This is a genomic window from Empedobacter sp. UBA6745 (genome assembly GCF_002453775.1).
In the GTDB taxonomy this organism is placed as follows: Bacteria; Bacteroidota; Bacteroidia; order Flavobacteriales; family Weeksellaceae; genus Empedobacter; species Empedobacter falsenii_C.
Genome location: NZ_DKHL01000007.1, coordinates 1 through 24,570, shown reverse-complemented (window position 1 = coordinate 24,570; position 24,570 = coordinate 1). Strand labels below are relative to the sequence as shown.

The following is a 24,570-nucleotide window of genomic DNA, read 5'->3' as shown; positions in this document are numbered from 1 at the left end:
GAAATGGAAACAAACTTTGAAAAACAATTACGTTACGATAAAGCTTATCTTAAAATGGCTTTTGAATGGGCGAATCTATCCTATTGTGAACGCAAAAAAGTTGGTGCAATTATTGTTAAAAATCGAATGATTATTTCTGATGGTTACAATGGTACGCCAAGTGGTTTTGAGAACAAATGCGAAGATGAAGAGGGGAATACAAAATGGCATGTTTTGCATGCTGAAGCAAATGCAATTCTAAAATGTGCAACTTCCACTCAATCTGCAGAAGGAGCGACGTTGTATATTACACTTTCGCCTTGTACAGATTGTAGCAAACTTATTCTGCAAGCAGGTATAAAGCGCATCGTTTACATTCAACAATACAAAGACCTTTCTGGGTTAGAGTTTTTAGAAAAATCAGGAATTACAATTCGACAAATTACAGAAGAAGAATTATACAGTTAGCATTTTAATGAGAAGTTTTTTCAAGGTTATTAATATCGTATTAGTTGTGATGATTATTTTCTTAATCGGTTTTATGGTTGGGAAAAAATACGACTTTGCGTTCGATGAAAACAAGGATATTGTAGGTTTGCAATATTCGGATAACGAACAAAAAATTCGTCGATTAGTTTCTTTGATTGACAATGAATATGTGAACGATGTTAATTCGGATAGTTTGGTTGATGATGCGATTCATTATATGGTTGCCAAGCTAGATCCACATAGTACATATATCGACAAAGCTTCTGTACAAAAGGCAGAAGAGCAATTGAAAGGTGAATTTGTTGGAATTGGAATTCAATTTCGCACAATGAATGACACCATTGTTGTTGAACGTACTTTACCTGGAACGAAAAATTATGGTAAACTAGAATTTGGAGATCAATTAGTTGCTGCAGACAATCAATCTTTAGTTGCAAAAGATAATAAAACAATAGAAGGTTTATTGAAGGGGAAGAAAGGATCGGAAGTTAAACTATCTGTTATTCGCGATCAAAAACCAATTTCTGTTACGCTAAATCGTACTATTGTACCAATTCCTACGGTTACTGGAAAACATATGTTAACGAAAGATATTGGTTATCTTAAATTGACTCGTTTTTCTGAAAATTCTGCAAATGAAGTTCATGAAGGTTTACAAAATTTATTGGATCAAGGAATGAAAACTTTGGTTTTTGATTTACGTGGAAATCCAGGAGGAATCATGCATATTGCAGAAGAAATTGCCGATGAATTTTTAACGAAAAACGAATTGATTGTTTACACACAAGACAAACAAAAACGTAAAAAATATATTTACGCTACAAATAGAGGTCTTTTCGAGCAAGGAAAAATTTACGTCTTAATGGATGAAAATTCTGCTTCCTCGAGTGAGATTGTTGCGGGTGCTTTACAAGATTATGGACGCGGAATTATCGTTGGTCGTCGTTCGTTTGGTAAAGGTTTGGTGCAACGCGAAATTAGTTTAGGAGATGGTACTAAGGTACGTTTGACTGTTGCAAATTATTACACGCCTTCTGGTCGATCTATTCAAAAACCTTTCGATAAAAAAACGGCAAAATACAGTGACGATTTATATAAACGATTAAAATCGGGTGAATTATATAGTAAAGATTCAATTAAAATTAATAAAGACTTAGAGTTTACAGCGCCTTCAGGTAAAAAAGTCTACGGTGGTGGTGGAATTATTCCTGATGAGTTTGTTGCATTAGATACAAATTCGGTTTCGAACTGGTTGTATTATAATCAAGATGCAAATTATTTTAATGATTTTTTATTCAAGAAAATTTATTCAATTCACGATTTTTTCATGTTTCATAACGAAGCAATTTATTTGAAATATTTTAGTGCAGGAATGTATAGAAATGAGTTTTTAGGTGTTTTAGGAATTCCTTCAAATGAGTTTAACCCTGTTTTTTCAACAACTGTTGATAACTACATGAAAGCCACAATTGCTGGAACTTTATATGGTTCTCGTGCATTTTATCAAGTTTGGATGCCCGAAGATGAAATGATAAAGCGTATTTTTGAACTTGAAAAAATAACGAAGTAAATGCTGTGGAAAGATGCTTTGTATGACTATCAAATGTATCTGAAATTAGAAAAAAGAGTTTCTGCTAATACAATTGAAGGTTATCTACGCGATATTCAAAAATTAATTAATTATTCTGATAAACAACCTTTAGATTATTCGCAAGATGATTTGAGGGATTTTGTACACGATTTTGCATCGAGCGAATATAGCGTTCGTTCGCAAGCGCGTGTTATTTCTGGCTTGAAAAGCTTTTTTGGATACTTACAACTCGAAGATTTTAGAGAAGATAATCCGACTTCTTTACTTGAAACTCCAAAAATTGGGATGAAACTTCCTGATGTGCTTTCTGAAAAAGAAATTGATAAAATGATTGAAGTAATTGATTTATCAAAACCAGAAGGACAGCGCAATCGTGCGATTATAGAAGTGCTTTATGGCTGTGGTTTGCGTGTTTCGGAATTGATAAATCTCAAAATTTCTGATCTTTTTTTTGATGATGGTTTTATTCGTGTCATTGGGAAAGGAAACAAACAAAGACTGGTTCCGATTAGCGATTATACGATAAAATATATTAACTTGTACAAAGAAAGTATTCGTATTCATCTTCCTATACAAGCTGGTTTCGAAGATTTTTTGTTCTTAAATAGACGAGGTAAAAATCTTACACGTGTGATGATTTTTACAATCGTAAAAGAATTATCGATAATTGCTGGAGTTAAAAAAACAATTAGTCCACATACGTTTCGCCATTCTTTTGCGACTCATTTATTGAAAAATGGAGCAGATCTTCGTGCTATTCAGTTGATGTTGGGACACGAAAGTATTACGACGACTGAAATTTATACGCATGTTGATCAAGAATTTATTCGAGATGCGATTATCAAATTTCATCCAAGAAATAAATAGAAAATTGTCATTCCGAATGAAGCGATTGTGAAATTGAAGAATCTTTTTTAGTTATAGATTTCTCGATGAAAATAGTCATTCTGAACTCGTTTCAGAATCACACTTGTTTATGAGATGCTGAAATAAATTCAGCATGACATGACGGATACTCAAAATAAATAATAATCATTAACCTAAAAAGATGATAAAATCGTTTAAATTTTGTCCAAATTGTGGACATTCTATCGATCATTTTGATTTTAGAAAAATGTCGTGTAAAAATTGTGATTTGGTTTATTATCAAAATGTGGCAGCTGCTGTTGCGGTTATTCTAAAAAAAGAAGATAAAATTCTTTTTACAGTTCGAAATAGAGAACCAAAGAAAGGAATGTTGGATTTGGCTGGAGGTTTTACAGACCCAAATGAATCGGCAGAAAGAACGTGTCAACGAGAGATTGAGGAAGAATTAGGAATTAAAATTCCATTAGAGAATTTCAAGTATTTTTTATCTCAACCCAATACATATGAGTACAAAGAAGTTCCATATAAAACGTGTGATTTAGCATTTATTGCTGATTTTCCAGATGAAGAAATTACGCTTGAAAAAGATGAAATTGCAGAAGTAAAGTGGGTTCCTATCAACGAAATTAATTTAGATGAAATAGGTTTTGATTCGTTGAGAAAAGTGGTGGAAACTTATATTAAAAATCAATAAAAATGAATTCTGATTCTTTTCCAATATTGAATTCTGAACGATTGCTTTTTCGACAAATTGTTCAAGAAGATATTCATGATATTTTTAAAGGCTTATCGCATCCAGAAGTGATAAAATATTATGGAGTAAGTTATAAAACTTTAGAAGAAACTCAGGAACAAATTGATTGGTACAAAGGATTAGAAGAAAACGAAACAGGAATTTATTGGGCGATCTGTTCTGTTGATAACTCTACTTTTTACGGAGTTGGAGGGTTGAATAATTTAGATAAAAAGAACAAAAAAGCTGAAATTGGATTCTGGTTATTGCCTGATTTTTGGAACAAAGGATTTATGAAAGAAGCATTTCCTCTTATTTGTGATTTTGCGTATAATTCGTTGAATTTGCATAGAATAGAAGGTTATGTTGATTCGAGAAATATAACTTGTAAAAAAGCAATCGAAAAAATGGGCTTCATTTTTGAAGGTTCTATGAGGGATTGTGAAATAAAAGATAATCAATTTCTTAGTGTAGATATCTATTCGAAATTGAAAACTGATTAATAAAATTTATTATGAAAAAAATACTTTTACTAAGTGCGTTATTTTTAACAATTGTTTCATGTAGTACGCAAAATATAGCGGTAGATTATGACCGAGATTTTGATTTTGAAACAAATAGAACATATTCTTTTACACAAACGGGAAATTTAGGTTTGAATGGTTTAGATTCTGCCAGATTATATTCGTCTATTGAAAAAGGAATGTTGTACAGAGGTTTTCAGAAATCGAATGATGGAGTTTTAACGTTAGACGTGAAGCCAGAAGAGTTTGTTTCTAAACAACAAAATTCAAATGTAGGAATTGGAATGGGAACGGGTAGTTATGGTTTTGGAGGTGGAGTTTCGGTTGGAATTCCGATTATGTCTCAAAAATTAAATCAAAATTATACGATTTCGATGAAGGATGAAGGAAGATTAGTTTGGGAAGGAACCTTGAAAATTCAAATGCCCTTGAAAGCTTCGCCAGAAGTTCGTGCAGCGAATATTCAGAAAGGTGTAACGAAATTGTTGCAAAAATTCCCACCTAAAAAGAAATAAAACAATAGTTTGATGAAAATTTGTTATACGGTATTTCTTTGTTTAATATTTCAGTTTTGTTTTGGTCAAATTAATGATTTTGAAGGTCTTTCGAATCATGAAGATTACTCATCATATCGTCAAGTTGTATTCAAAAGTTTTATGGGGTCAACTACTGAATATAATTTAAAAGAAAGTAGAGTGACAGATTTAATCTTTTATTTTTCTAAAGATAATATAGTTAGAAAAGAATCTTTTATTTATGATGCGATAGGTAATTTAATAAGCGTAAATAGTTATAATACAACTAATAATGAACTTTTATTTCAAACAAATTATATCTTGAGATATGATGATTTAGGTAGAATTTTAGAGAAAGATAAAAAAAGTTATATTTATAAAGGAGCTTCTAAATTACCAGAAAAAATAACAACTCTTTATCCTGAAGTTGAAGATTCTGCTTTTAGTTTAAAAAAAGAATTTTTATATGATGATTTGGGAAATGTAAAATCAGTTAAAAATTATTATTATACCCAAAATCAATTACAAGTTGATATTGAACAATATCAGTATGATAAATTTCAAAATGTAATCAAACTTGAAAGGAAAAGTATTCCAGAAAAAGAATATCCAATAATTATGATTGGAGGTTATAATAAACATCGAACTGAAGAGTTTGAGTATGTTTATAATCAGAAACAACTATGGATAAAAAAGTATAGAGTAGTTGATGGAAAAAAGACATTGATTGCAGAAAGAGATTTTTTTCAATAAAAAGCCTTGGTAAATTATTATCAAGGCTTTTTTTATTTTTTATAATTTAAAAATTAATTCGTTCTCTTCTGATTGTTGAAGTTTAGATTTTTGTAAAAGTTTCAATGTTTCTGGTTGATTTGCATTTGCTTTAGCAGCTATTTTATCTAACTTCAATTCATTTTTTGCATAATCTACAATTTCATTCAAAACTTCTGTTCCGTAACCTTTGTTCTGAAATTTACGTTTCAAACGAATGTTGATAACTGCGCCGTATTTTGTTTGACGCAAACCTCCCCAACCAACAAATCGTCCGCTTTTTTTCTCGTGAACACCCCATAGACCAAAACCATGTTCTTGGTAATGTTTCTCCATATTTTCGATAAAAAACTTCGCTTCGTCTTCAGATTTATACGGTTTTTCGTTGACGATTTTCATCAATTCTTTGTCAGAATTTAATTGAAATAATTCGAATGCATCAATCTCAAAAAACTCTCGTAAGATCAAACTTTTTGTTTCGCAAATAACTTTCATTAAAACTTTTTAGTTGTTGCAAAGTTACTTCGATTTGGAGAATAAAAAAAGTCTTACATTTTGGTGTAAGACTTTTTATTGCTTATTTTTTTGTTCCAGTTTTTGCTGGAGTTGTTGTTTTAGGAGGCGTAGCTGTTGCTTCCGAAACCTTTTGATTAATCTCTTGTGTTAAGATTTGTCTTTTTAGATTAAAGATTTCTGTATCTTTTTGATCAATCTTAGCGTCCAAATCTTTTACTTTTTGAGTCAAATCAGCAACTTGTTTTTCTTTTTCATTCAATTGAGTATAGAAAAGTTTCGATTTTTCTCCAGAACTATTCAAAGCAGAATATAATTCTTGCAAATTAGTATCGTGCTCTTTTTGAGCCATTCTAATCATAGATTGTGCATTTGATAAAGCTGTATCTTTGATGTATAATTCGCTTTTTGTTTTTGCTAAATCTTTTTCAAGATTCTCGATTTTCAAATTCGCTAATGTCAATTCTTTAGATGTATTCGATTGATCGTCTAAAGCTTTGTAATAATTAGCTTCCAATTCTTGGTGTTGTTTCTGAGGAACGCAACTTGCAATAGCAAAAAGAGCGAAACAACAAAGTACAATTTTTTTCATTTATATAATCTTAAACGTCTAATTCTAATAAAACAGGACAATGATCTGAGTGCTTCGCATCTGGTAAAATTGTCGCACGTGTCATATTTTTTTCTAATGTATTACTCACCATATTGTAATCGATTCTCCAACCTTTGTTATTATTGCGCGCATTTGCACGGTAAGACCACCACGAATAATGATGAGGTTCTTTTACAAAATAACGAAAAGAATCAATCATATTACATTCATCAAGAAAAGCAGTCATCCATTCTCTTTCGACAGGTAAAAAACCAGAAACTTTTGCATTACGAACAGGATCGTGAATATCAATTGCTTCGTGACAAATGTTATAATCGCCACAAATTACAATGTTTGGATGAGAGATTTTAAGTTCTTTGATATAATCTTTAAAATCTTCGCAAAATTGTAATTTAAAGTCTAATCGATCAATATTTGTTCCACTTGGCAAATACAAACTAATTACCGAAACATTGTCAAAATCAAGTCTCAAAACGCGACCTTCTCTGTCAATATAATCTATTCCAGTTCCTATTTGTACATGATTTGGTTTTATTTTCGAGAAAATAGCCACTCCGCTGTATCCTTTTTTCTCTGCTGCATGCCAATAAATGTGATAACCCAATTCCTCAAAAGGTTTTGTGTCCACTTGTTCTTGCATTGCTTTTGTTTCTTGAATACATAAAACATCTGGTTGTGCAGCCTCTAACCATTCAACCAAACCTTTCGTCATCGCAGCGCGAATTCCATTTACATTGTAACTGATGATTTTCATAGTTAGCGAAATTACTAAATATTTATGACGGATTGATTTAGAATGATAAATAAAGTGAATATTTTTTGTAACTTTTTAGAAGTTAATGCGTCTATATAATAAAAGACATCTATATGAAATACATTTTTCTTCCAATTTTAATATTCAGTTCGTTAGGATTTGCGAGTTGTTCGGTCGATTTAAATTCTAAATCACCAGCTTCTAATTATTTAGATCGAGTAGAAGCGAGTAGTAATACAGTTACGGAAACGCGTAAAGTTGCTTCTTTTGAAGGGATTGACGTAAGTAGTGCAATAAGTGTTACAGTTGAGGATGGTAATTATAATGGTCAAATTTCTGTTGAAGCACCAGATAATATTATGAATAGAATCACGACTGAAGTGAAGAATGGTGTTTTGGTGATGAAAATTAATGGAACAGTAAATTTGAAAAATTCTTCTATTAAAATTAAATTCTCACATCAAAAATTACGTTCATTTAATCTTTCTGGAGCAACGAATGTAACGGTTTTACCAACGCAAAAAGTAGAAAAAATGGCGGTTGATTTATCAGGAGCAAGTAATTTGAAATTAGATGTAGTTTCTAATTCTATTTCGGTTGATAATTCTGGTGCATCAAGTATGAAAATTTCTGGAAATGTACAGGATTTAAACATTTCAGTTTCGGGAGCTTCTTCATTTGTTGGAAAAGAATTGAAAGCTGCGAATGTAGTTGTTGATTGTTCAGGAGCAAGTTCTACAACAGTTTGGGCTGTGAATAATTTGACTGCTGATAGTTCTGGAGCGAGTTCTGTTCGTTATGTAGACGAAAATAGTTTGAAAACGAAAGTGAGCACTTCTGGAATGTCTTCTATCAAAAGAATAAACTAATAGTTTTTGTTTAAAACTATGATAAGTTAATATTTAGTACTACAAAAAAATCGGATGAATTTCATCCGATTTTTTATATCTATTTTCTTTATTAGAATTGCCAACCTAATGTCAATAAGAATAAATTGTTGTTTAATTTAACTTTTGGAGCGTAAGTGTTAGGTAAAGAAACAAATTCATTATTAGTATTAATATAATCTGTTCCACCAATCAACTGTTGATATTTTTGAGTTTGATATTGATAAGCCGCATCGATATAGAATCCACCAAAATCATATCCTAAACCAAAACTTGCACGATTAATATCTCCTTGAAATGCTTTCGATAAAACAGCTGCATTTGTTACAACATTGTTTTCGTTTGCAATATCCATTGTAAAATCTTTGTAAGGAGAAGTTACATAATTATAACCCGCTCTTACTTTGAAACGATCTACACGGTATTCTGCACCAACTCTAACTTCACTTGAATTTTTTACAAAATCATTGATGAAATTATTAGAAGAATTAAAATATTGTGATGGTTTTAATTTTGTATCATTGTTCATGTGGTACGTATAATCAGCACCAAGTGATAAATTTTTACCAACAACAAAACCTAAACTTCCTACAAGGCGACCACCACGTGTCATATCGTAATCAGAAGAATACATATAATAAGAATCTACAGCAGTTCCGTTATTGATGAAGTTTGCTGCATAATAATCTTCCGAAACATTGTACCAAACAGGAGAATGATAAGCCGCTCCTAAACGTACATTGTGATTCACTTTGTAAATAGCACCTAAAGAGAAAGAAAATCCTTGCCCAATTTCACTATATGGAGCTCCATCTGCATTGTATACATAAGTTTTTCCATTGTCGTCATCACGCTCTGCATATTGTTCGTATCCCGAATAGTTAGTTTCGTGGAAGTTTAATCCAAATCCTAAGTAGACTTTGTCGTCATAGCTAGTTCCTAAATTAACAGAGAATTTAGATTTGTATCCATCTATATCTTTAATGTAACCATTGAAAGTTCCATTTGGATTATCAAATTTAATTCCTTCATTTGTTCCAATTGATGAATAATTGTCTAAACGCTGATTAAGATAAGCGACACCAACTGTGAAACGATTCCATTTTGAAGCTTCATTTGCAAAAACAAATGTTCCTCCAAATTGTTGGAAATCAAAATTACTTTCAGATTCTTTGATATTTGTTCCGAAATTAGTTTTGTTACTAAAAGTAGAAACACCAGCTGTTACTTGTACGTCAGAGTTAATTGCTACTCCTAATCCAGCAGGATTTTGCTCGACAGAAGTAATGTCACTTCCTAATGCACCAACAGCCCCACCAACACCAATATATTTAGCATTTCCGCTGTTAATATCTTGCGAATATAAATTTATAGCATTTGTAGAATACTGAGTTTCGTACCCTTTGTTTTGTTGTGCAAAAGCCAATGTACCAGCTAAGGTACAAAGGCTTAATAATATTTTTTTCATTTATATATGATCTAAATCTAGTTATCTTCTTCCTCCACCACGAGAACCTCCGCCTCCTGTGCTACTTCCGCGAGAACCACCTCCCATGCTTCCGCTACTCATACTGCTACCTCTACTTGGAGAAGGTGTTGAATATGATGAACGAGAATTGTTCATGCTATTTGTTCTGTCATAGCTTCTTGTTGGTTGTTGATATTGTTGCGCTTCGCGAGTCGGTCTTGTGTTGTAAGTAGGCTGTTGTGTTTGCGCTGGTCTTACTTCACGAGTTGGACGTGTGTTATTCATTTGCCCTTGATCAACAGTAGGTCTTACTTCTCTTGTAGGACGAGTTCCGTTAATTTGACTTTGGTCTACACTTGGTCTTACTTCACGAGTTGGACGTGTATTATTCATTTGTCCTTGATCAATAGTAGGTCTAACCTCTCTTGTAGGACGAGTTCCGTTAATTTGACTTTGGTCTGTACCTGGTCTAACTTCGCGAGTTGGACGTGTTGTAGTATTAATTGTATTATCACGAGTAGGTCTTAAACCTGTAGAGATTTGGTTGTTTCTACCATTTAAGCTTCCAACAGGACGAGTAGAATTAATCGTGTTATTTAAACGACCACCGTTTCTGTAACCTGGTTGAGAATAAATTCCTCTTGGACGATTGTATCCATATCCGTAATAACCTGGATATCCGTAACCGTAACCCCAACCGTTATTCCAACCGTAGTAACCTCCATAATATCCACCATAGTAAGGTCTATTCCAACCCCAACCATAATATCCATTATACCATGGATCGTTCCATCCCCATCCGAATGAAATACCAAATCCGTTTCCGTACCATCCACCATACCAAGGATTGTAATATCCCCAACGATATGGATTGTAGAAACCTCCCCATCCGTAATTGTACCAAGGATAGTTGTTCCAGATATTAATTTCTACACCATCATTACGTCCCCAGTCATAATTACTTGATCCGTTATAAGTAAGTGTGTAATAGTTGTTTCCAAAATAATTGTAACCACCTAAACCATATCCGTTAATTTTAACTTTGGTTGCTGATTTAGATTGAGTATTATCATTTGTACTATCAACATCATCTTGGTAATAAAATTGTTCAGCACCATTTCCTTCTGCATCAAAGTATGGACTACCAATTTTTATTTCCCCTTGATTTTCTTGTTCTCCTTGCTCGTTTCCATATTGTGGTTGAGCTTGTTGATAGGTTTTATCTGTTTTCGGATTATAGTAAACTCCGTCGCTTTCGTAACCACTTGGTTGATAAGTCGAACAAGATGAAATTCCTAATGCAGCCACAAGAATTAATGTAGTTGCAGAAATTTTATTAGAAATTTTATAAACTTTGTTCATAATTATAAATTTACATCGTTTGTAATAATTAAATTTGCATAAATTTAAAGGCAATTTTTATGCCAAGTAAAGATACGAAACTTATCAACAAATATAAAAGATTATGGCAAAATTAACAACTCGTGCTGAGGATTATTCTAAGTGGTACAATGAGCTTGTTGTAAAAGCAAATTTAGCTGAAAATTCCAAGGTTAGAGGGTGTATGGTGATCAAACCATATGGCTATGCTATTTGGGAAAAACTACAAGCAGAATTAGACAAAAGATTTAAAGAAACAGGTCATCAAAATGCTTATTTCCCCTTATTTGTTCCTAAAAGTTTATTCGAAGCTGAAGAAAAAAACGCAGAAGGTTTTGCAAAAGAATGTGCAGTTGTAACACATTATCGATTGAAAAATGATCCTGATAATAAAGGAAAATTAATTGTAGATCCAGAAGCAAAATTAGAAGAAGAATTAATAGTTCGTCCAACTTCAGAAGCAATTATTTGGAGTACATACAAAGGTTGGATTCAGTCGTACCGCGATTTACCAATTTTGATTAATCAATGGGCAAATGTTGTGCGTTGGGAAATGCGTACGCGTTTGTTTTTGAGAACTGCCGAATTTTTATGGCAAGAAGGACACACAGCACACGAAACAAAAGATGAAGCAATTGCAGAAGCGCAACAAATGCAAGAAGTGTATGCGGATGTTGTAGAGAATTTTATGGCAATTCCAGTTGTAAAAGGAAGAAAGTCAGATTCTGAGCGTTTTGCGGGTGCAGATGACACGTACACAATTGAAGCGTTGATGCAAGATGGAAAAGCTTTACAAGCGGGAACTTCTCACTTTTTAGGGCAAAACTTTGCGAAAGCTTTTGATGTAAAATTTGCTAGTAAAGAAGGAAAACAAGAATATGTTTGGGCAACTTCTTGGGGAGTTTCTACTCGTTTGATGGGGGCATTAATTATGACGCATTCTGATGATTTAGGATTAGTTTTACCTCCAAAATTGGCACCAATTCAGATTGTTGTTGTTCCAATTTATAAAACAGAAGAACAATTAGAAGAAATTCGTCAAGTAGTGGATAAATTTTCATCAGAATTGAAAGCGAAAGGAATTTCGATCAAATTTGATGATGATGATAAAACGAAACCAGGTTGGAAATTTGCTGAATACGAATTGAAAGGTGTTCCTGTACGAATTGCAATTGGACCAAAAGATTTAGAAAAAGGTCATGTTGAGGTTGCTCGTCGTGATACATTAGAAAAACAATTTATTGCGTTGGATAATGTGTCAACTGAAGTAGAGAAATTATTAGAAGATATTCAAACTAATTTATTCCAAAAAGCGTCAGATTTTAGAGATACTCATACAACAGAAGCAACAACTTTTGAAGAGTTCAAAGATATTATCGAAAATAAAGGTGGTTTTGTTTCAGCTTTATGGGACGGAACAGAAGAAACAGAAGAAGCGGTAAAAAATGCGACGAAAGCAACAATTCGTTGTATTCCTCAAGCTTTTGAAACGCCTACAGAAGGAGTTGATGTTTTCTCTGGAAAACCTGCAAAATACAGAGTTTTATATGCGAAAGCATATTAATTTACTAAACAATAATTAGCAAAAAAACTTTCCAAAATAAAAAAGGAGCTATTAATTAGCTCCTTTTCTATTTTGATGTTTTTTGGCGTGCAATTCTTTTAAATGTAATTACTATAGTAGGGAAATTATTTTTTTGGATTTTATTTTACGTAAAACCGTAATTTATTTTTAGATAATTGTTTGAGATTTGTAAAATTGAAAATATAAATTACATTATTGATATAGAATAGATTTCGTTATAATGTCAATATAGTAAAAAAGACTATTTTTGCAAAAAAGTAAATATTGATATATGAGAAAAACTCTACTGTCGGTATTCTGTTTATTTTCTATGTATACTATTTCAGCACAACAAGATATAATGTGGGAAAAGTCTATAGGAGGAGAACAAGCAGAATATTTATACAATGCGATTTCTACACCCGATTATGGTTTCTTGATTTTAGGGAGTTCTGCTTCTAATACAATAGGAGATATTCAAAAGAAAAATCAAGGAAGTTTAGACTATTTCATTTGGAAAATGGATGAGAACGGTCAACAAGAATGGCAAAATTCTTTTGGAGGAAATGGTTCAGATTTTTTATATGCAGCTCAATCTACTTCTGACGGTGGTTATGTTTTAGTAGGGGCTTCTACATCTTCAAAATCTGGCGATAAAATAAGTGAAAACCAAGGGAACGAAGATATTTGGGTTATAAAAATTGATGCACAAGGAAAAACACAATGGCAAAATTCTTTTGGCGGAAATGGGAATGACATTCCTGTAGAAATTATTCGAACAAAAGATAAAGGATATTTAATAGCTGCTAATTCTAACTCAACACCTTCTCAGTACAAAAAGAGCGAGAATTTTGGAGGAAACGATTATTACATCATCAAACTAAATGAAAAAGGAGAAATCCTTTGGGAAAAAACGTATGGTGGATCATTTGATGATAAAATCAAATCGGTTATAGAAACGAAAGACGGTTTTGTTTTAGTTGGCAATTCGAACTCTCCTATAAGTGGAAATAAAACGATAGATCAAACTTCTAATGGAGCTTGGATAGTTCAGATTACTCAAAAAGGAGAAATAATCTCTGAACAGAATTTAAATTTAAATTCAGAAAATCAGTTGATTTCATTTCAAGAACATGAAAATGGTTATTTGTTTTCTATTCTAGAAAAGGCTGAAAATAAGTTAAACCCAAAGGTTATTCAAACCGATTTTACTTTTCAAACTCAAAAAACAACCGAATTAGAAATAGATAATGATTTGACTATTACAGAAATCAAATTAATTGATAATAAATTTCTTCTAACAGCGAATAAAATCTCTACGTTAGGGCAATTAAAAAGTAACAATCATTCTATCGAGAGTTATTACATCACTCAATCTTTTGATGAAAATGGTTCAAAGGTTTGGAACAAACAGTTTGGAGAAGAGGGATTCAATTATCTCGAAAAAGCAATCACCACTCGTGATGGCTCAATCATTCTATTTGGAAATTCTACTCAACAAGCTAAAGGAAACAAAGGTCAATCGGATTTTTATTTAGTGAAACTCGGAAAAGAAGAAGATGATATCAAACGAGTATACGTTGAAACTTACCCAAATCCTACACGTGATTTTGTAAATGTTTTAATCAACAAAGAGTTTGAAAAAGCAATAATTGAAGTTTATAATTTAACCGGTCAACATTTGCAAACTAAAGAGGTGAAGTATCGTTCAACACCAATTTCGTTAGGGAATTATCCAGCTGGTGTTTACATCCTAAAAATCAAAACCGACAACCAAACCGAATCTATTAAAATTATTAAAAAGTAATTATGAAGAAAAAAATAGTGCTATTTATTTTATTAGCTGTAGGAAATGTTTTTGGACAGGTGAGTATAGGAGAAAATAGTAATAATTATAATATAGATTTATATCCTAAAACACCTGAAGCATATGCATTTGCAAAATTCGTTGATATTCCTGCAGGTAGTTATACAGGTGTAGCAAACTTTAATATCCCTATTTACACAATTCAGGTTGATGGATTAACTATACCTATACAGTTAGATTACTCAACAGCAGGTGTTAAAGTAGATGAAATAGCTTCAAGAGTAGGTTTAGGTTGGAATCTTAATGCAGGTCCATCATTGACAATGCAAGTTGTAGGAGCCAAAGATTACTATAATACAAGAGAAATATTTGATCCAGGAACATTTTATCCTAATGATGTTACAAGTGCAGACAATCCTTCTTATCAGATTGCAATGGCCGCAGTAGGAAATGGGATGGAACCAATAGAAGAATATAAACCAGATATTTATTCTTATAGTATTGGAAACTATTCAGGGAAATTTATTATTGATTCTAAAAATTCAAAAGGAATTACTATCCCATATTATCCTATTGAAATTAAAAAGCAAGATGGTACAATAATAATTATAGATGATCAAGGAAATGAATTTTTCTTTTCAAGTCCAATGTCAAGTTATAACTATAACACTTGTGCCTCAGTTTTGGCCGAAGCTTCAAATTCTACATATATATTAGAAAAAATTTTAACCAAAAATAAAAAAATAATTAAATATGAATATGAACATCCTGCGCATACCATGTTTGCTACTGGTTTTTCAGAACAAAAAAAAGTTGATGAAATAAAAGCAGTTAATTATTTTAATGATGATTCGCAAGGTTCAGGTCCTAATATATCGCCTTTTTGCTTGTATTATTCATCTTCAAATGAACCTGTATTAAAAAGGATAAAGTATGAGAATAATGCAATTGAATTTAATTATAATGTAAATAATAGTAAAAAAGAACGACAAGATTTACCAGGAGAAGTTTTTTTAGAAGAAATTATTGTAATAGACTATAATGGTAAACCTATTAAAAAATTTAAGTTAAACCAAACCGCAAATTATTTTGTTTCTCCTTCGCTTGATATTCATCAAGATTTAACAAGGCAAATGAACTTAATTGATAGTAGATTAATTAAAGGTATTGATAAACGATTAAAATTAGAAGAGATTGAAGAGATATTTTCTAATCAAAAATATAGATTAGAATATTATGAAGAAAAACCATTAATTAATCGTTTCTCTTTTGCGCAAGATTATTGGGGGGTTTATAATGGTAAAAGCGGACAGATGTCTTCTATCCCAGCAGCTACCATAACTAACTTTAAAGGGAATACATCTTTTTATGGAGGAGCTGATAAAAAACCTAATCTTGAATATGGAATCATAGGAAATCTAAAAAAGATTATATACCCAACAAAAGGAAGTTTAACTATTAAATATGAAGCTGATCAATATTTTAAGAAAGAAAGTGTTGATTCTATTATTTATCATGTAGAAAAAACTTATAATACTAGGTCTACATATGATTATTTAGATTTTGAGGCGAGAAAAGGAAATAATATACGAATATATGATGTTAAACTAAATTTCACAGGAGATAATGATAATGGTTCAGGAGTAGAAACAGTTGGAAATTGTTATTTATCCGTTCTAAATAAATCTACTAATCAAAACATAATAAAAAATCCTTATCAATATACATTGGGAAATGGAACGCCTTACAAAGCATCAGATATTGAAGGTAAAAGTTTTAAAATGTCTATTGAAAAAGGTTATGATCATTTAACTGAAAAATCTATTGATTGTTACGCAACATTATCATGGATTGAAAGAGAAACTTTTATTGTACCTGAACATAATGAATCTATAGGAACTATAAGAGTTAAAAACATTACTCTTGATGATAACAATAATAATACGATTACTAGAGATTATACTTATGCGATTCCAGAAACAACAAAAGAAAGTGGAACCTTATATGGTGAAAATCAATTCAGAACTTTTTATACCTCAAATTTTACTAAAGGAGATACTAAATTAGCTGGAAAACAAAGGATAATAACAAACAATCCTGGGTGGCAAATTAATACAATAAATGGAAAATCTGTATTATATAAATACGTAACTGAAACGTATAAAAATTTAAAAAAGGAAAGTGAAAATTACACAAAACTGACAATGTATAATAATAGCGGATGTTCTACGCGTTTTGATGGTTATGGAACATCAAATTTTATATATCCTATATGTAATGAAGCTTTTTTACAAGGAAAAGTTAAAGAGGAGGTTTTAAAAGATAATGAGAATACAATAGTAAAAAAAACTATATTTGATTACAATGAAGATAGATTTTTAAATAGATTTTCATCAAGTGCACTTCCAAATCATTCTGGAATAGAATATGGTTTAGATATTACAAAAGTACAAGATGAGAATGGTTTTGTTTTTGCTAAATTTGAATATGCTCCTTTTTCAATAGATAATGCATGGATACAAAATATTAGAACAACAACAACTGATTTTTTTCCAAATGATAGTATAGTGATAACAACAGAAAATCACTATTCACCTACTTATAAACATTTGTATCCAGCAAGTGTAACAACCAAAAACAGCAAAAACGAAACATTAACTACGGAATACCAATATCCACCTGATTTAGTTGGACAAGAAGATTACATGAAAGAACTAACCGATGCTAACCGCATTGCAGAGCCAGTTGTTGTCAAACAAAGTGTTGATGGCGTATATATTTCTGAAGTTCATAATCAATATAATTTATTCAATGGAATCGTTCAGAAAGCTGCTGTTCATCAAAAGAAAGGAAATGGTGTCAATATTAAAACTACAGCCGACCGAAAAATAACTTACACCAGTTATGATGCTAAAGGTAATCTTACACAATATACTTTAGAAAATGGAATTCCTGTTTCTATTATTTGGGGATATGGCGGTCAATATCCTATCGCTAAAATAGAAGGAGCTTCTTTATCAGAGGTTAGTAGTTTTATTCAAAATTTAGAAATAGCAAGCAACAATGGTACTTTAACGAAAGATTCTTTTGCTAGTTTACGAACAGCATTACCTCAAGCTATGATCACTTCTTATATCTATCAACCTCTTGTTGGTGTCACTAGTATTACAGGGCCAAACGGACAAACAGAATATTACAACTATGATGCAGCTAACCGTTTGCAATCTATCGTAAATGATAAACAAGAAGTATTAAAAACCTTTGAGTACAACTACAAACAACCTTAAGCTATAGCGAGATGAAACACTTTTATAAAAATTTTATATACGGTACGCTTCTGACTTTAGGAAGTGGTAGTGTATATGCACAAACCTCTACGGAGAATTACATTAAAACAGTCGAATGTTTAAAAGCCGATTGTTCTGAAAAGAAAGAAACTGTTGTTTATTTTGATGGTCTAGGACGTGAAAAACAAGCCTTGCAAGTAGGTGCTTCACCTACAGGTAATACGATTGTAACACCATTTGAATATGATGGTTTTGGGCGTCAAGCCAAAGAATATTTGCCTTTTCCTATTTCTGGAGCAAGTAATCAACTAAATACTGGAGCAACAGGAGATACTTTTTACTTAGAAACGACAGGAGACTATATTCCTTATTCAGAAAAAACATTTGAGAATTCACCTTTAAACCGAGTGTTATTTCAGGCTGCTCCAGGAAGAGACTGGATGAAAGGAGCAGGTCATGAGATAGGATTTCAATATGCAACAAATTCAGATGGAGAAGTTTTTAATTTTGGCGTAGCAGATCCTACTACCAATCCAACTTTAACGTTAAGTAATTCTATAACATATTCAGGAGGAGCTTTATATAAAACGATTACAACAGATGAGAATGGTCAACCTATTGAGGAATTTAAAGACAAAGAAGGGAGAGTTGTTCTGAAAAGAATTCACATCGAATCAAAAACAGTAGCTCCTTTAAATTCGTCTGGTAATCATGATACGTATTACGTGTACGATATTTATGGTAATTTAACCTTTGTTCTTCCACCACAATTAATAAATACCGATTATGGAAATATCAATTCTTACAGAAATAATCTTGCCGAATTAGGTTATCAATATTTTTATGATGAAAAGAACAGGTTAGTTGAAAAACAACTTCCTGGAAAAGGACGTGAATTTATGGTGTATGATAACCAAGATCGTTTAACCTTACAACAAGATATCAATCAACGAACGGCAGTTGAAAAAGGATGGACTTTCTTTAAATACGATAAATTTGGAAGAATGGTGTATTCAGGTTTCTTTAAAAATACAGCGACACGAGGTTCAATGCAAACCGCTTTGAACAATAAAAAAACGGCTAATAATGAAGAAAGAGTACCAACTGTATTTGCTAATAATGGACAAAATATTTTCTATACCAATGCGCAATTTCCTAACGGAAGCTTAACCGTTCAATCTGTTAATTATTACGATCATTATCAAAATTTAGGTGTTACACCTTCGTCTATAGATAATCAAAAAGTTGTTGGGGTTGATGATACAAAAACCAAAGGTTTAGCTGTTGCAAGTTATACCAATGTATTAGGTACTGCAACGTGGAACAAAGCGTATACATATTATGATTCGAAATATATTCGTCCAGTAGCTTCTCACTTAGATAATTATTTGAAAGGATATCAAACAACCGCATCTATTTTAGATTTTAGAGGAAAGGTTAAGCATACAGTTACCAAGCACAAACCAACGGATATAGGAGCAGAAATAACAATCAATGAAGGTTTTGAATATTATGAGAATGAATTATTAAAGTATCAAACACACCAAATTAATAATGGTGCAATAGAATACATTGTTCAAAATTCGTACAACGAAATCAATCAGTTGACGAGTAAGAAAGTTGGAAACACGGTTGCTTCTAATCCATTACAAACGGTAGATTATAAGTATAATATTAGAGGTTGGTTAACAGATATAAACGATGTAGAACAAGCTATTAGACCAAAATTATTTTCATTTAATATCAACTACGGTTCTCATTTCAATGGAAATATATCTGGAGTTTCTTGGAAAACCAATGAACAAGATTCATATAAAACCTATAGATTTGATTATGATGGATTAAATCGACTGTTAACGGCAGATTTTGCTGTAATACAAACTGGTTTTATAGGAGGTTCTACCAATGTTGGTGCTTATAATGAATATGTAAAAGGCTACGATTATAATGGGAATATAAAAGGTTTTACACGTAATGGAAACTTATTGAACAATAATCTATTTACAATCGATGATTTAACATACGATTATCAAGCTAATTCGAATAAACTTCTTAATGTTTCTGACAACAGAACAGAAGATGGTTTCGCTGATAAGAATAAATACAGCGGAACAACAATTGAAGATCCTAAAAATGATTACAAATATGATCTTAATGGTAATCTTACCAAAGATTTAAACAAAGGAATAACAAAAATTAGTTATAATTACTTAAATTTACCAACAGAAGTTCTTTGGAATGCATCTAAAAAGATTAATTACACGTACGATGCAAGTGGAGTTAAGTTAAGAAAAGTCGTAACAGATGGAGCTACAGTAACCACAACCGATTATTTAGGAGGTTTTCAGTACGTAAATAACAGTTTACAGTTTTTTCCAACAGCTGAGGGGTATGTGAATGTAACTGGAGGTACAACTTTTAATTATGTTTACAATTACACTGATCATCTTGGAAATGTACGATTGAGTTACCAAAAAGAAGCAAATGGTACGCTAAAAGTATTAGAAGAAAACAATTACTATCCGTTTGGGTTAAAGCATAAGGGATACAACAATACTAATCTTGCAAATACTAACTATAAGTACAAATACAACGGCAAAGAGTTACAAGAAGAATTAGGTCTTAATTGGACTGCTATGGACTTCAGAAATTATGATGCTTCAATAGGTAGATTTATGTCTCAGGATGGACTTGCTGAAGTAATGCCTGATTGGACTCCTTATCGTTTCTCTTTTAACAATCCAATTTATTTTTCTGATCCAACTGGCTTATTTGAACAAAATATTGAAACTTGCCCTACTTGTCCAAAAACTCCAGAATTTAAACCTTTTATTGATGATCCTAATAATGAATATGTTTATGATACTGAAACAAATACTGTAAGTGCAGTAATACAGCTAGCTGAAACTACTGTGACAAATAGTAATAAAAAAGAATCTAACACGAATAGTTATATACCTCAATATGAGTTTATTGATGGTATTTTAAATAATAAATATTATGATTTGACTTCTTTAGGTTTAGAACAAGGAATTGCCAAAACTACATCTTATTTAGATAAAGCTCTTAAAACTAAATCTACAGTTAATTTTACAATTTTAGATGAATATACTCGTCCTAGTTATAGAACATCACTTTTAAATTCAGCAATCAAAACTTCAAAAGTTGCATCAGCTGCAAAAGTTCTTAAAATATCAGGAAATGCTTTAGCTGGAGTAGGTGCTGTTGTATCAATTTATCAGTATGGCTCAGGTCAAATCTCTGGCACGGAGTTTACTGTAGATATGATAATGAGCGGTGTAGGTTTTTTAGGACCATTTGGTGCAGGAGCCTCCTTGATTTATTTTGGAGGTAAGGCAATATATGAATATTCATCAGGTAAGGATCTATTTGAAAAACCCACTCAATAATGAAAAAAATTTTAAACTACATCATATTCCACTTTATTGAATTCCAAAAAAAAGTAGGTAATCAAGATGTTTCAACATTTACAACATCAGTATTTTTCACAATAATGCTTTGGATGAATATTTTAACATTAATAAATTATATTCTAATGAAGAATCATTATCCTAATAAAAATTATATTATTCCAGTTATTTTATTTTGTTTAGGATTATTCTTAATTATAAATAACTATATAAGAAAAAAGCAGTATGAAGTTTATAATTTTCAATCCTCTTTTATAGGTTACCTATATTTGTTAATTTATATAACAATTAGCTTTGTATCGTTTGTATATAGTGTTGAATTACTAAAATCAAAATAATGGTAGTGTATCAGATGTGTTGCCGGAAAACAACCCAACATTCTCAATAAAGCAAAAGGCAAACGTTTGTTTGCCTTTTGTTATTTTATAAAGTAGCTAGATTTTTAACGTATAATTTTTTAAATTTATCGACATAAGTTCTTTGAGTTTGTTTTAGAAGAAAACAATTATTATCCATTTGGGTTAAAACATAGTGGATACAACAATACCAATCTTGCAAATGCTAACTATAAGTACAAATACAATGATTATGGAGAAAAAAGTTTTGAGTAAACTTTTGACGAACATAGCGCACGAAGTGCTGAACTGCAAGAGGAATTAAGCTTAAATTTATACGATTACGGAGCGCGAAACTATGACCCTGCAATTGGTAGATGGTTTAACATTGACCCGCTCGCGGAGAAATTCATTAATACAACTCCTTACAATTATGTTCTAAATAATCCTGTCAATATGATTGATCCTGACGGAATGGAGGCTCAAGATATATGGGGTAGAAACCGTTATAATGAAATGGGAATGTATATTCCTCCTCATGAAAGGGGTTCAAAAGATGGGAATGATAATGGTTATGAAAGAGATGGAAATGGAGGCTATAAAAAAGTTAATAATTTAGGTGGCGATGATAAAGATTATCTTTTTGAAAATGGAAAATTAGTAGATTCTAAAGATGTTACCGAAAGTGCTCATGAAAGAACTTTAAGAACATATGGAATTAAAGGGCCTTCTTCCTTAAATTTAATAGAAACTGATGTAATTGGTCCTGCGATAGCTTTAAGAGGTTTAGCGATTGGAAGTTTTAAACTTTTAAATGGAGGTTGGTCATTATTAAAATCAGCTGTCTTTGCGAAAAATTTAGTTAAAATTGCTCAAATAGAGGATGATGTAATGATTTTTACTGCTAAAATAGGAAATGAGACAGTAGAAGGAGTTACTAATTTCATTGTAAAAGAAAATCAATTACATTTAAATCAGTTACATCTTCAAGGTTCTTCTGGAGGGCAAATTGGTCGTCAAAATTTATGGAAAATGGCAAAAGATTTAGGAAAACAATTTAAAGTAGAAGAAGTTATTATACAAGGAGGTAAAAGAACTACAGGTAAATATAAAGGTCAAATACCTTCACCTATTAAAATACCAGTTAATTAATGGAAATATTATTAGAAAGTTGGAATGAGGGATTCCAAAAAGTATGTTTAACAAAATTGCAAATGGATTTATTAAAATTATCTTTAAAAGAATCAAAAAATAATGTTGATAATCTATTAGATGGGAAAAAAGTTATTATAAGAATTAATGACATTGAATTAGGTAATCTTTTTATTAAAGAAATTAATAAAATTGGTGTCAATGCTGTAGTACTTGAATAAGATACTCTTCCAATCGTATTATTTTAAATAAAATAATACACAATAAAGAAAAAGGCAAACGTTTGTTTGCCTTTTGTTATTTTATCAGTTTTAGTAAATCTTTTATTTCTTTATCGGAGATAGAATTTTGCTCGCTTTTATCGTAAAGAGAAAGTAGATAAACTGTTTCGTTTTCAATAAAAAGATGCGTTATTACTCTTGCTCCACCGCTTTTACCTTTTCCTTTCGATTTTATTGTCAAACGTTTGTTTGCCTTTTATTATTTTACAAAATTCTCTCAAATTATATCATTTAACGTAAAAATATTACATCTAAATAAAGCCGTGTTTTAACCTATCTTCTTCGATAATCCTTCGACCGTTGTTCGACTGTTGTTCGACAAAACAACCTTTTTCTCGAACCATTGTCGAAGGACACTCGAACAAACCCCGAAGAAATAGGCTATTTTGTTATTATAAAATATAGACGACAAAATAAGAGGTATACCTTGTTGTGTAAAGTGTTTTTGGAATGTGAAATAATTTGAATTATTGTTCAATAGATAGTAAGATTTACTCCTACTTTATAGCATTATTATTTCTCATACGTTAATAATGGAATGTAAAAAGAGTTTTATCTACTAAAATAAAATTAAAAACTGCAAGACAATTGGCAGAAGTTAAATAAATAAAGGCTCCAAGTTGGAGCCTTTATTATATATTAACCATTTTGAAAAACTCGTATAACTTGATTTCCCTAGATGTACATATTTTTTCAAGTGTAGTGATAGGAATATTATACTCAATATAATCTTTATCTTGAGATGCTTTTTTAATCTTTCTAACAATACTTTCTTCTATATTATGCTCATCAGCAAACTTTCTTTGTGAATCAGAATTTATTATCCAATTATAATATATGTATTTACATATACGTCTGTTTACGTTATCCATTGTAACAATAATAAGAGTAGTATGTAAAAATATTGCGGTCGATAGTGCGCAATTAAAAATATATTATTATATTTGTTATCAGATAGTTAAAAAATAAAGTAATTGTACTTTAATCTCGCTTTTGAAAACTGGTAATTTTTGTAGCAACGAGAAAATAAGTAAATTTGCTCACGACCTAGGCGTGGGCTCTCTTATTGTTGCAAGGTATACCAGTACCTCAAAAGCTTTAAGATGAGTTCATGCCTTTTTTGTTTTGGTCGTTTCTTCCATAACAATAGCATTGGACTTCATACGTTACACTTGGTTTAATTCCTCTACAAATCAAGTAAAATACTCTCTCTAAAAATATGTGTTTCTTATAATAGAAATACACAGACGGTTATTAGATTCTATTAGAATTGTAAGATGTATATAGTAGGTGTTAGATATTAGTATTGAGATTTTAGAATTGTAAGATGTTTTTAAGTATTAAGTAAAATGTAAAAAGTATTATGTATTCAGATTAAGGATGAGGTTTTGAGATAAGTTCAGAATGACAACGAAATGAGGTTCTGAACATAATTACGATAATAAGAAAATGATTATTTGTTCATTTTTTATTCATGAGTTATTATTATTTCAAATGAATTTATATGCCCTACGGGGAACCTTGATGAAAAAACATTTGAGATTAAGAATTTGAAATTAAAAGGAGAAGCTCCAGTGGAGCTTAGGTAAAAATTGTTACAAGTTGATTAATAATTATATGTTCATTTTT

At 31.2% G+C, this 24,570-nt stretch carries 20 protein-coding genes; 14 read left to right on the top strand and 6 right to left on the bottom strand.

Going from position 1 to position 24,570, the window contains the following annotated elements:
* Nucleotides 1–3: 3 nt before the first annotated feature.
* From B4H69_RS02545 to B4H69_RS02515, 7 genes are all read left to right on the top strand, one after another.
* Complete coding sequence (locus B4H69_RS02545; protein ID WP_180905188.1) at nucleotides 4–447, top strand: deoxycytidylate deaminase; 444 nt, start codon at nucleotides 4–6, stop codon at nucleotides 445–447.
* Nucleotides 448–454: 7 nt separating this feature from the next.
* Entirely contained in the window at nucleotides 455–2,038 is a 1,584-nt protein-coding gene (locus B4H69_RS02540; protein ID WP_180905187.1) for a S41 family peptidase, read from the top strand.
* Nucleotides 2,039–2,926, top strand: coding sequence for a site-specific tyrosine recombinase XerD (gene xerD / locus B4H69_RS02535; RefSeq protein WP_180905186.1), 888 nt, complete (start codon nucleotides 2,039–2,041; stop codon nucleotides 2,924–2,926).
* A 181-nt stretch (nucleotides 2,927–3,107) separates the two neighbouring features.
* Nucleotides 3,108–3,620: an NUDIX hydrolase gene (locus B4H69_RS02530; RefSeq protein WP_180905185.1), complete on the top strand. Its 513-nt coding sequence runs from the start codon at nucleotides 3,108–3,110 to the stop codon at nucleotides 3,618–3,620.
* A gap of 2 nt (nucleotides 3,621–3,622) precedes the next feature.
* Nucleotides 3,623–4,162 carry a GNAT family N-acetyltransferase gene (locus B4H69_RS02525; protein ID WP_180905184.1) on the top strand — a complete coding sequence of 180 codons (540 nt, stop codon included), beginning with the start codon at nucleotides 3,623–3,625 and terminating at the stop codon, nucleotides 4,160–4,162.
* Between the two features lie 11 nt (nucleotides 4,163–4,173).
* Complete coding sequence (locus tag B4H69_RS02520) at nucleotides 4,174–4,698, top strand: DUF4136 domain-containing protein (RefSeq protein ID WP_180905183.1); 525 nt, start codon at nucleotides 4,174–4,176, stop codon at nucleotides 4,696–4,698.
* A 12-nt stretch (nucleotides 4,699–4,710) separates the two neighbouring features.
* Complete coding sequence (locus tag B4H69_RS02515) at nucleotides 4,711–5,451, top strand: hypothetical protein (protein WP_180905182.1); 741 nt, start codon at nucleotides 4,711–4,713, stop codon at nucleotides 5,449–5,451.
* 39 nt (nucleotides 5,452–5,490) lie between these two features.
* On the opposite strand, the gene B4H69_RS02510 is transcribed toward B4H69_RS02515, so the two are convergent.
* The 3 genes from B4H69_RS02510 to B4H69_RS02500 all read right to left on the bottom strand — a co-directional run bounded on the left by B4H69_RS02510 (nucleotide 5,491) and on the right by B4H69_RS02500 (nucleotide 7,349).
* Nucleotides 5,491–5,964 (bottom strand): GNAT family N-acetyltransferase, encoded by a 474-nt coding sequence (locus B4H69_RS02510; RefSeq protein ID WP_180905181.1) that lies wholly within the window; start codon nucleotides 5,962–5,964, stop codon nucleotides 5,491–5,493.
* An 82-nt stretch (nucleotides 5,965–6,046) separates the two neighbouring features.
* Nucleotides 6,047–6,574, bottom strand: coding sequence for a hypothetical protein (locus tag B4H69_RS02505; RefSeq protein WP_180905180.1), 528 nt, complete (start codon nucleotides 6,572–6,574; stop codon nucleotides 6,047–6,049).
* Nucleotides 6,575–6,584: 10 nt separating this feature from the next.
* On the bottom strand, nucleotides 6,585–7,349 hold the full coding sequence (locus tag B4H69_RS02500) for an exodeoxyribonuclease III (protein WP_115001807.1): 765 nt from the start codon (nucleotides 7,347–7,349) through the stop codon (nucleotides 6,585–6,587).
* A gap of 113 nt (nucleotides 7,350–7,462) precedes the next feature.
* Here B4H69_RS02500 and B4H69_RS02495 point away from each other — a divergent pair, with 113 nt between their 5' ends.
* A complete protein-coding gene (locus B4H69_RS02495) occupies nucleotides 7,463–8,218 on the top strand; it encodes a head GIN domain-containing protein (RefSeq protein ID WP_180905179.1) in 756 nt (251 codons plus the stop codon).
* Between the two features lie 91 nt (nucleotides 8,219–8,309).
* Here B4H69_RS02495 and B4H69_RS02490 read toward each other — a convergent pair whose 3' ends face one another.
* Nucleotides 8,310–9,704, bottom strand: coding sequence for an OmpP1/FadL family transporter (locus B4H69_RS02490; protein ID WP_180905178.1), 1,395 nt, complete (start codon nucleotides 9,702–9,704; stop codon nucleotides 8,310–8,312).
* Between the two features lie 21 nt (nucleotides 9,705–9,725).
* Nucleotides 9,726–11,066: a hypothetical protein gene (locus B4H69_RS02485; protein WP_180905177.1), complete on the bottom strand. Its 1,341-nt coding sequence runs from the start codon at nucleotides 11,064–11,066 to the stop codon at nucleotides 9,726–9,728.
* 103 nt (nucleotides 11,067–11,169) lie between these two features.
* On the opposite strand from B4H69_RS02485, the gene proS reads away from it, so the two are divergent.
* The 6 genes from proS to B4H69_RS02450 all read left to right on the top strand — a co-directional run bounded on the left by proS (nucleotide 11,170) and on the right by B4H69_RS02450 (nucleotide 22,881).
* Nucleotides 11,170–12,648, top strand: coding sequence for a proline--tRNA ligase (gene proS, locus B4H69_RS02480; RefSeq protein ID WP_180905176.1), 1,479 nt, complete (start codon nucleotides 11,170–11,172; stop codon nucleotides 12,646–12,648).
* 292 nt (nucleotides 12,649–12,940) lie between these two features.
* A complete protein-coding gene (locus tag B4H69_RS02475) occupies nucleotides 12,941–14,455 on the top strand; it encodes a T9SS type A sorting domain-containing protein (RefSeq protein ID WP_244957971.1) in 1,515 nt (504 codons plus the stop codon).
* A gap of 2 nt (nucleotides 14,456–14,457) precedes the next feature.
* Nucleotides 14,458–17,742, top strand: a complete 3,285-nt coding sequence (locus B4H69_RS02470) for a hypothetical protein (protein ID WP_180905175.1) — start codon at nucleotides 14,458–14,460, stop codon at nucleotides 17,740–17,742.
* Between the two features lie 11 nt (nucleotides 17,743–17,753).
* On the top strand, nucleotides 17,754–21,152 hold the full coding sequence (locus B4H69_RS02465; protein ID WP_280045226.1) for a DUF6443 domain-containing protein: 3,399 nt from the start codon (nucleotides 17,754–17,756) through the stop codon (nucleotides 21,150–21,152).
* 665 nt (nucleotides 21,153–21,817) lie between these two features.
* The gene (locus B4H69_RS02455) at nucleotides 21,818–22,660 is read left to right on the top strand and encodes an RHS repeat domain-containing protein (RefSeq protein ID WP_407932832.1); all 843 of its coding nucleotides are present in this window, start codon (nucleotides 21,818–21,820) and stop codon (nucleotides 22,658–22,660) included.
* Nucleotides 22,660–22,881: a hypothetical protein gene (locus B4H69_RS02450; protein ID WP_180905167.1), complete on the top strand. Its 222-nt coding sequence runs from the start codon at nucleotides 22,660–22,662 to the stop codon at nucleotides 22,879–22,881. Before B4H69_RS02455 ends, B4H69_RS02450 begins: the two co-directional genes overlap by 1 nt.
* Before the next feature lie 76 nt (nucleotides 22,882–22,957).
* Here the strand turns inward: B4H69_RS02450 and B4H69_RS02445 are convergent, their stop codons facing one another.
* Nucleotides 22,958–23,122 (bottom strand): type II toxin-antitoxin system RelE/ParE family toxin, encoded by a 165-nt coding sequence (locus B4H69_RS02445; RefSeq protein WP_180905166.1) that lies wholly within the window; start codon nucleotides 23,120–23,122, stop codon nucleotides 22,958–22,960.
* Nucleotides 23,123–24,570: the final 1,448 nt, after the last annotated feature.

Bases quoted from the DNA above. Each gene is read 5' to 3' on its own strand.
- B4H69_RS02515 (WP_180905182.1), top strand. From the start codon at position 4,711: ATGAAAATTTGTTATACGGTATTTCTTTGTTTAATATTTCAGTTTTGT.
- xerD (WP_180905186.1), top strand. From the start codon at position 2,039: ATGCTGTGGAAAGATGCTTTGTATGACTATCAAATGTATCTGAAATTA.
- proS (WP_180905176.1), top strand. From the start codon at position 11,170: ATGGCAAAATTAACAACTCGTGCTGAGGATTATTCTAAGTGGTACAAT.
- B4H69_RS02470 (WP_180905175.1), top strand. From the start codon at position 14,458: ATGAAGAAAAAAATAGTGCTATTTATTTTATTAGCTGTAGGAAATGTT.
- B4H69_RS02510 (WP_180905181.1), bottom strand. From the start codon at position 5,964: ATGAAAGTTATTTGCGAAACAAAAAGTTTGATCTTACGAGAGTTTTTT.
- B4H69_RS02450 (WP_180905167.1), top strand. From the start codon at position 22,660: ATGGAAATATTATTAGAAAGTTGGAATGAGGGATTCCAAAAAGTATGT.
- B4H69_RS02520 (WP_180905183.1), top strand. From the start codon at position 4,174: ATGAAAAAAATACTTTTACTAAGTGCGTTATTTTTAACAATTGTTTCA.
- B4H69_RS02525 (WP_180905184.1), top strand. From the start codon at position 3,623: ATGAATTCTGATTCTTTTCCAATATTGAATTCTGAACGATTGCTTTTT.
- B4H69_RS02500 (WP_115001807.1), bottom strand. From the start codon at position 7,349: ATGAAAATCATCAGTTACAATGTAAATGGAATTCGCGCTGCGATGACG.
- B4H69_RS02490 (WP_180905178.1), bottom strand. From the start codon at position 9,704: ATGAAAAAAATATTATTAAGCCTTTGTACCTTAGCTGGTACATTGGCT.
- B4H69_RS02545 (WP_180905188.1), top strand. From the start codon at position 4: ATGGAAACAAACTTTGAAAAACAATTACGTTACGATAAAGCTTATCTT.
- B4H69_RS02485 (WP_180905177.1), bottom strand. From the start codon at position 11,066: ATGAACAAAGTTTATAAAATTTCTAATAAAATTTCTGCAACTACATTA.
- B4H69_RS02475 (WP_244957971.1), top strand. From the start codon at position 12,941: ATGAGAAAAACTCTACTGTCGGTATTCTGTTTATTTTCTATGTATACT.
- B4H69_RS02530 (WP_180905185.1), top strand. From the start codon at position 3,108: ATGATAAAATCGTTTAAATTTTGTCCAAATTGTGGACATTCTATCGAT.
- B4H69_RS02540 (WP_180905187.1), top strand. From the start codon at position 455: ATGAGAAGTTTTTTCAAGGTTATTAATATCGTATTAGTTGTGATGATT.
- B4H69_RS02465 (WP_280045226.1), top strand. From the start codon at position 17,754: ATGAAACACTTTTATAAAAATTTTATATACGGTACGCTTCTGACTTTA.
- B4H69_RS02505 (WP_180905180.1), bottom strand. From the start codon at position 6,574: ATGAAAAAAATTGTACTTTGTTGTTTCGCTCTTTTTGCTATTGCAAGT.
- B4H69_RS02495 (WP_180905179.1), top strand. From the start codon at position 7,463: ATGAAATACATTTTTCTTCCAATTTTAATATTCAGTTCGTTAGGATTT.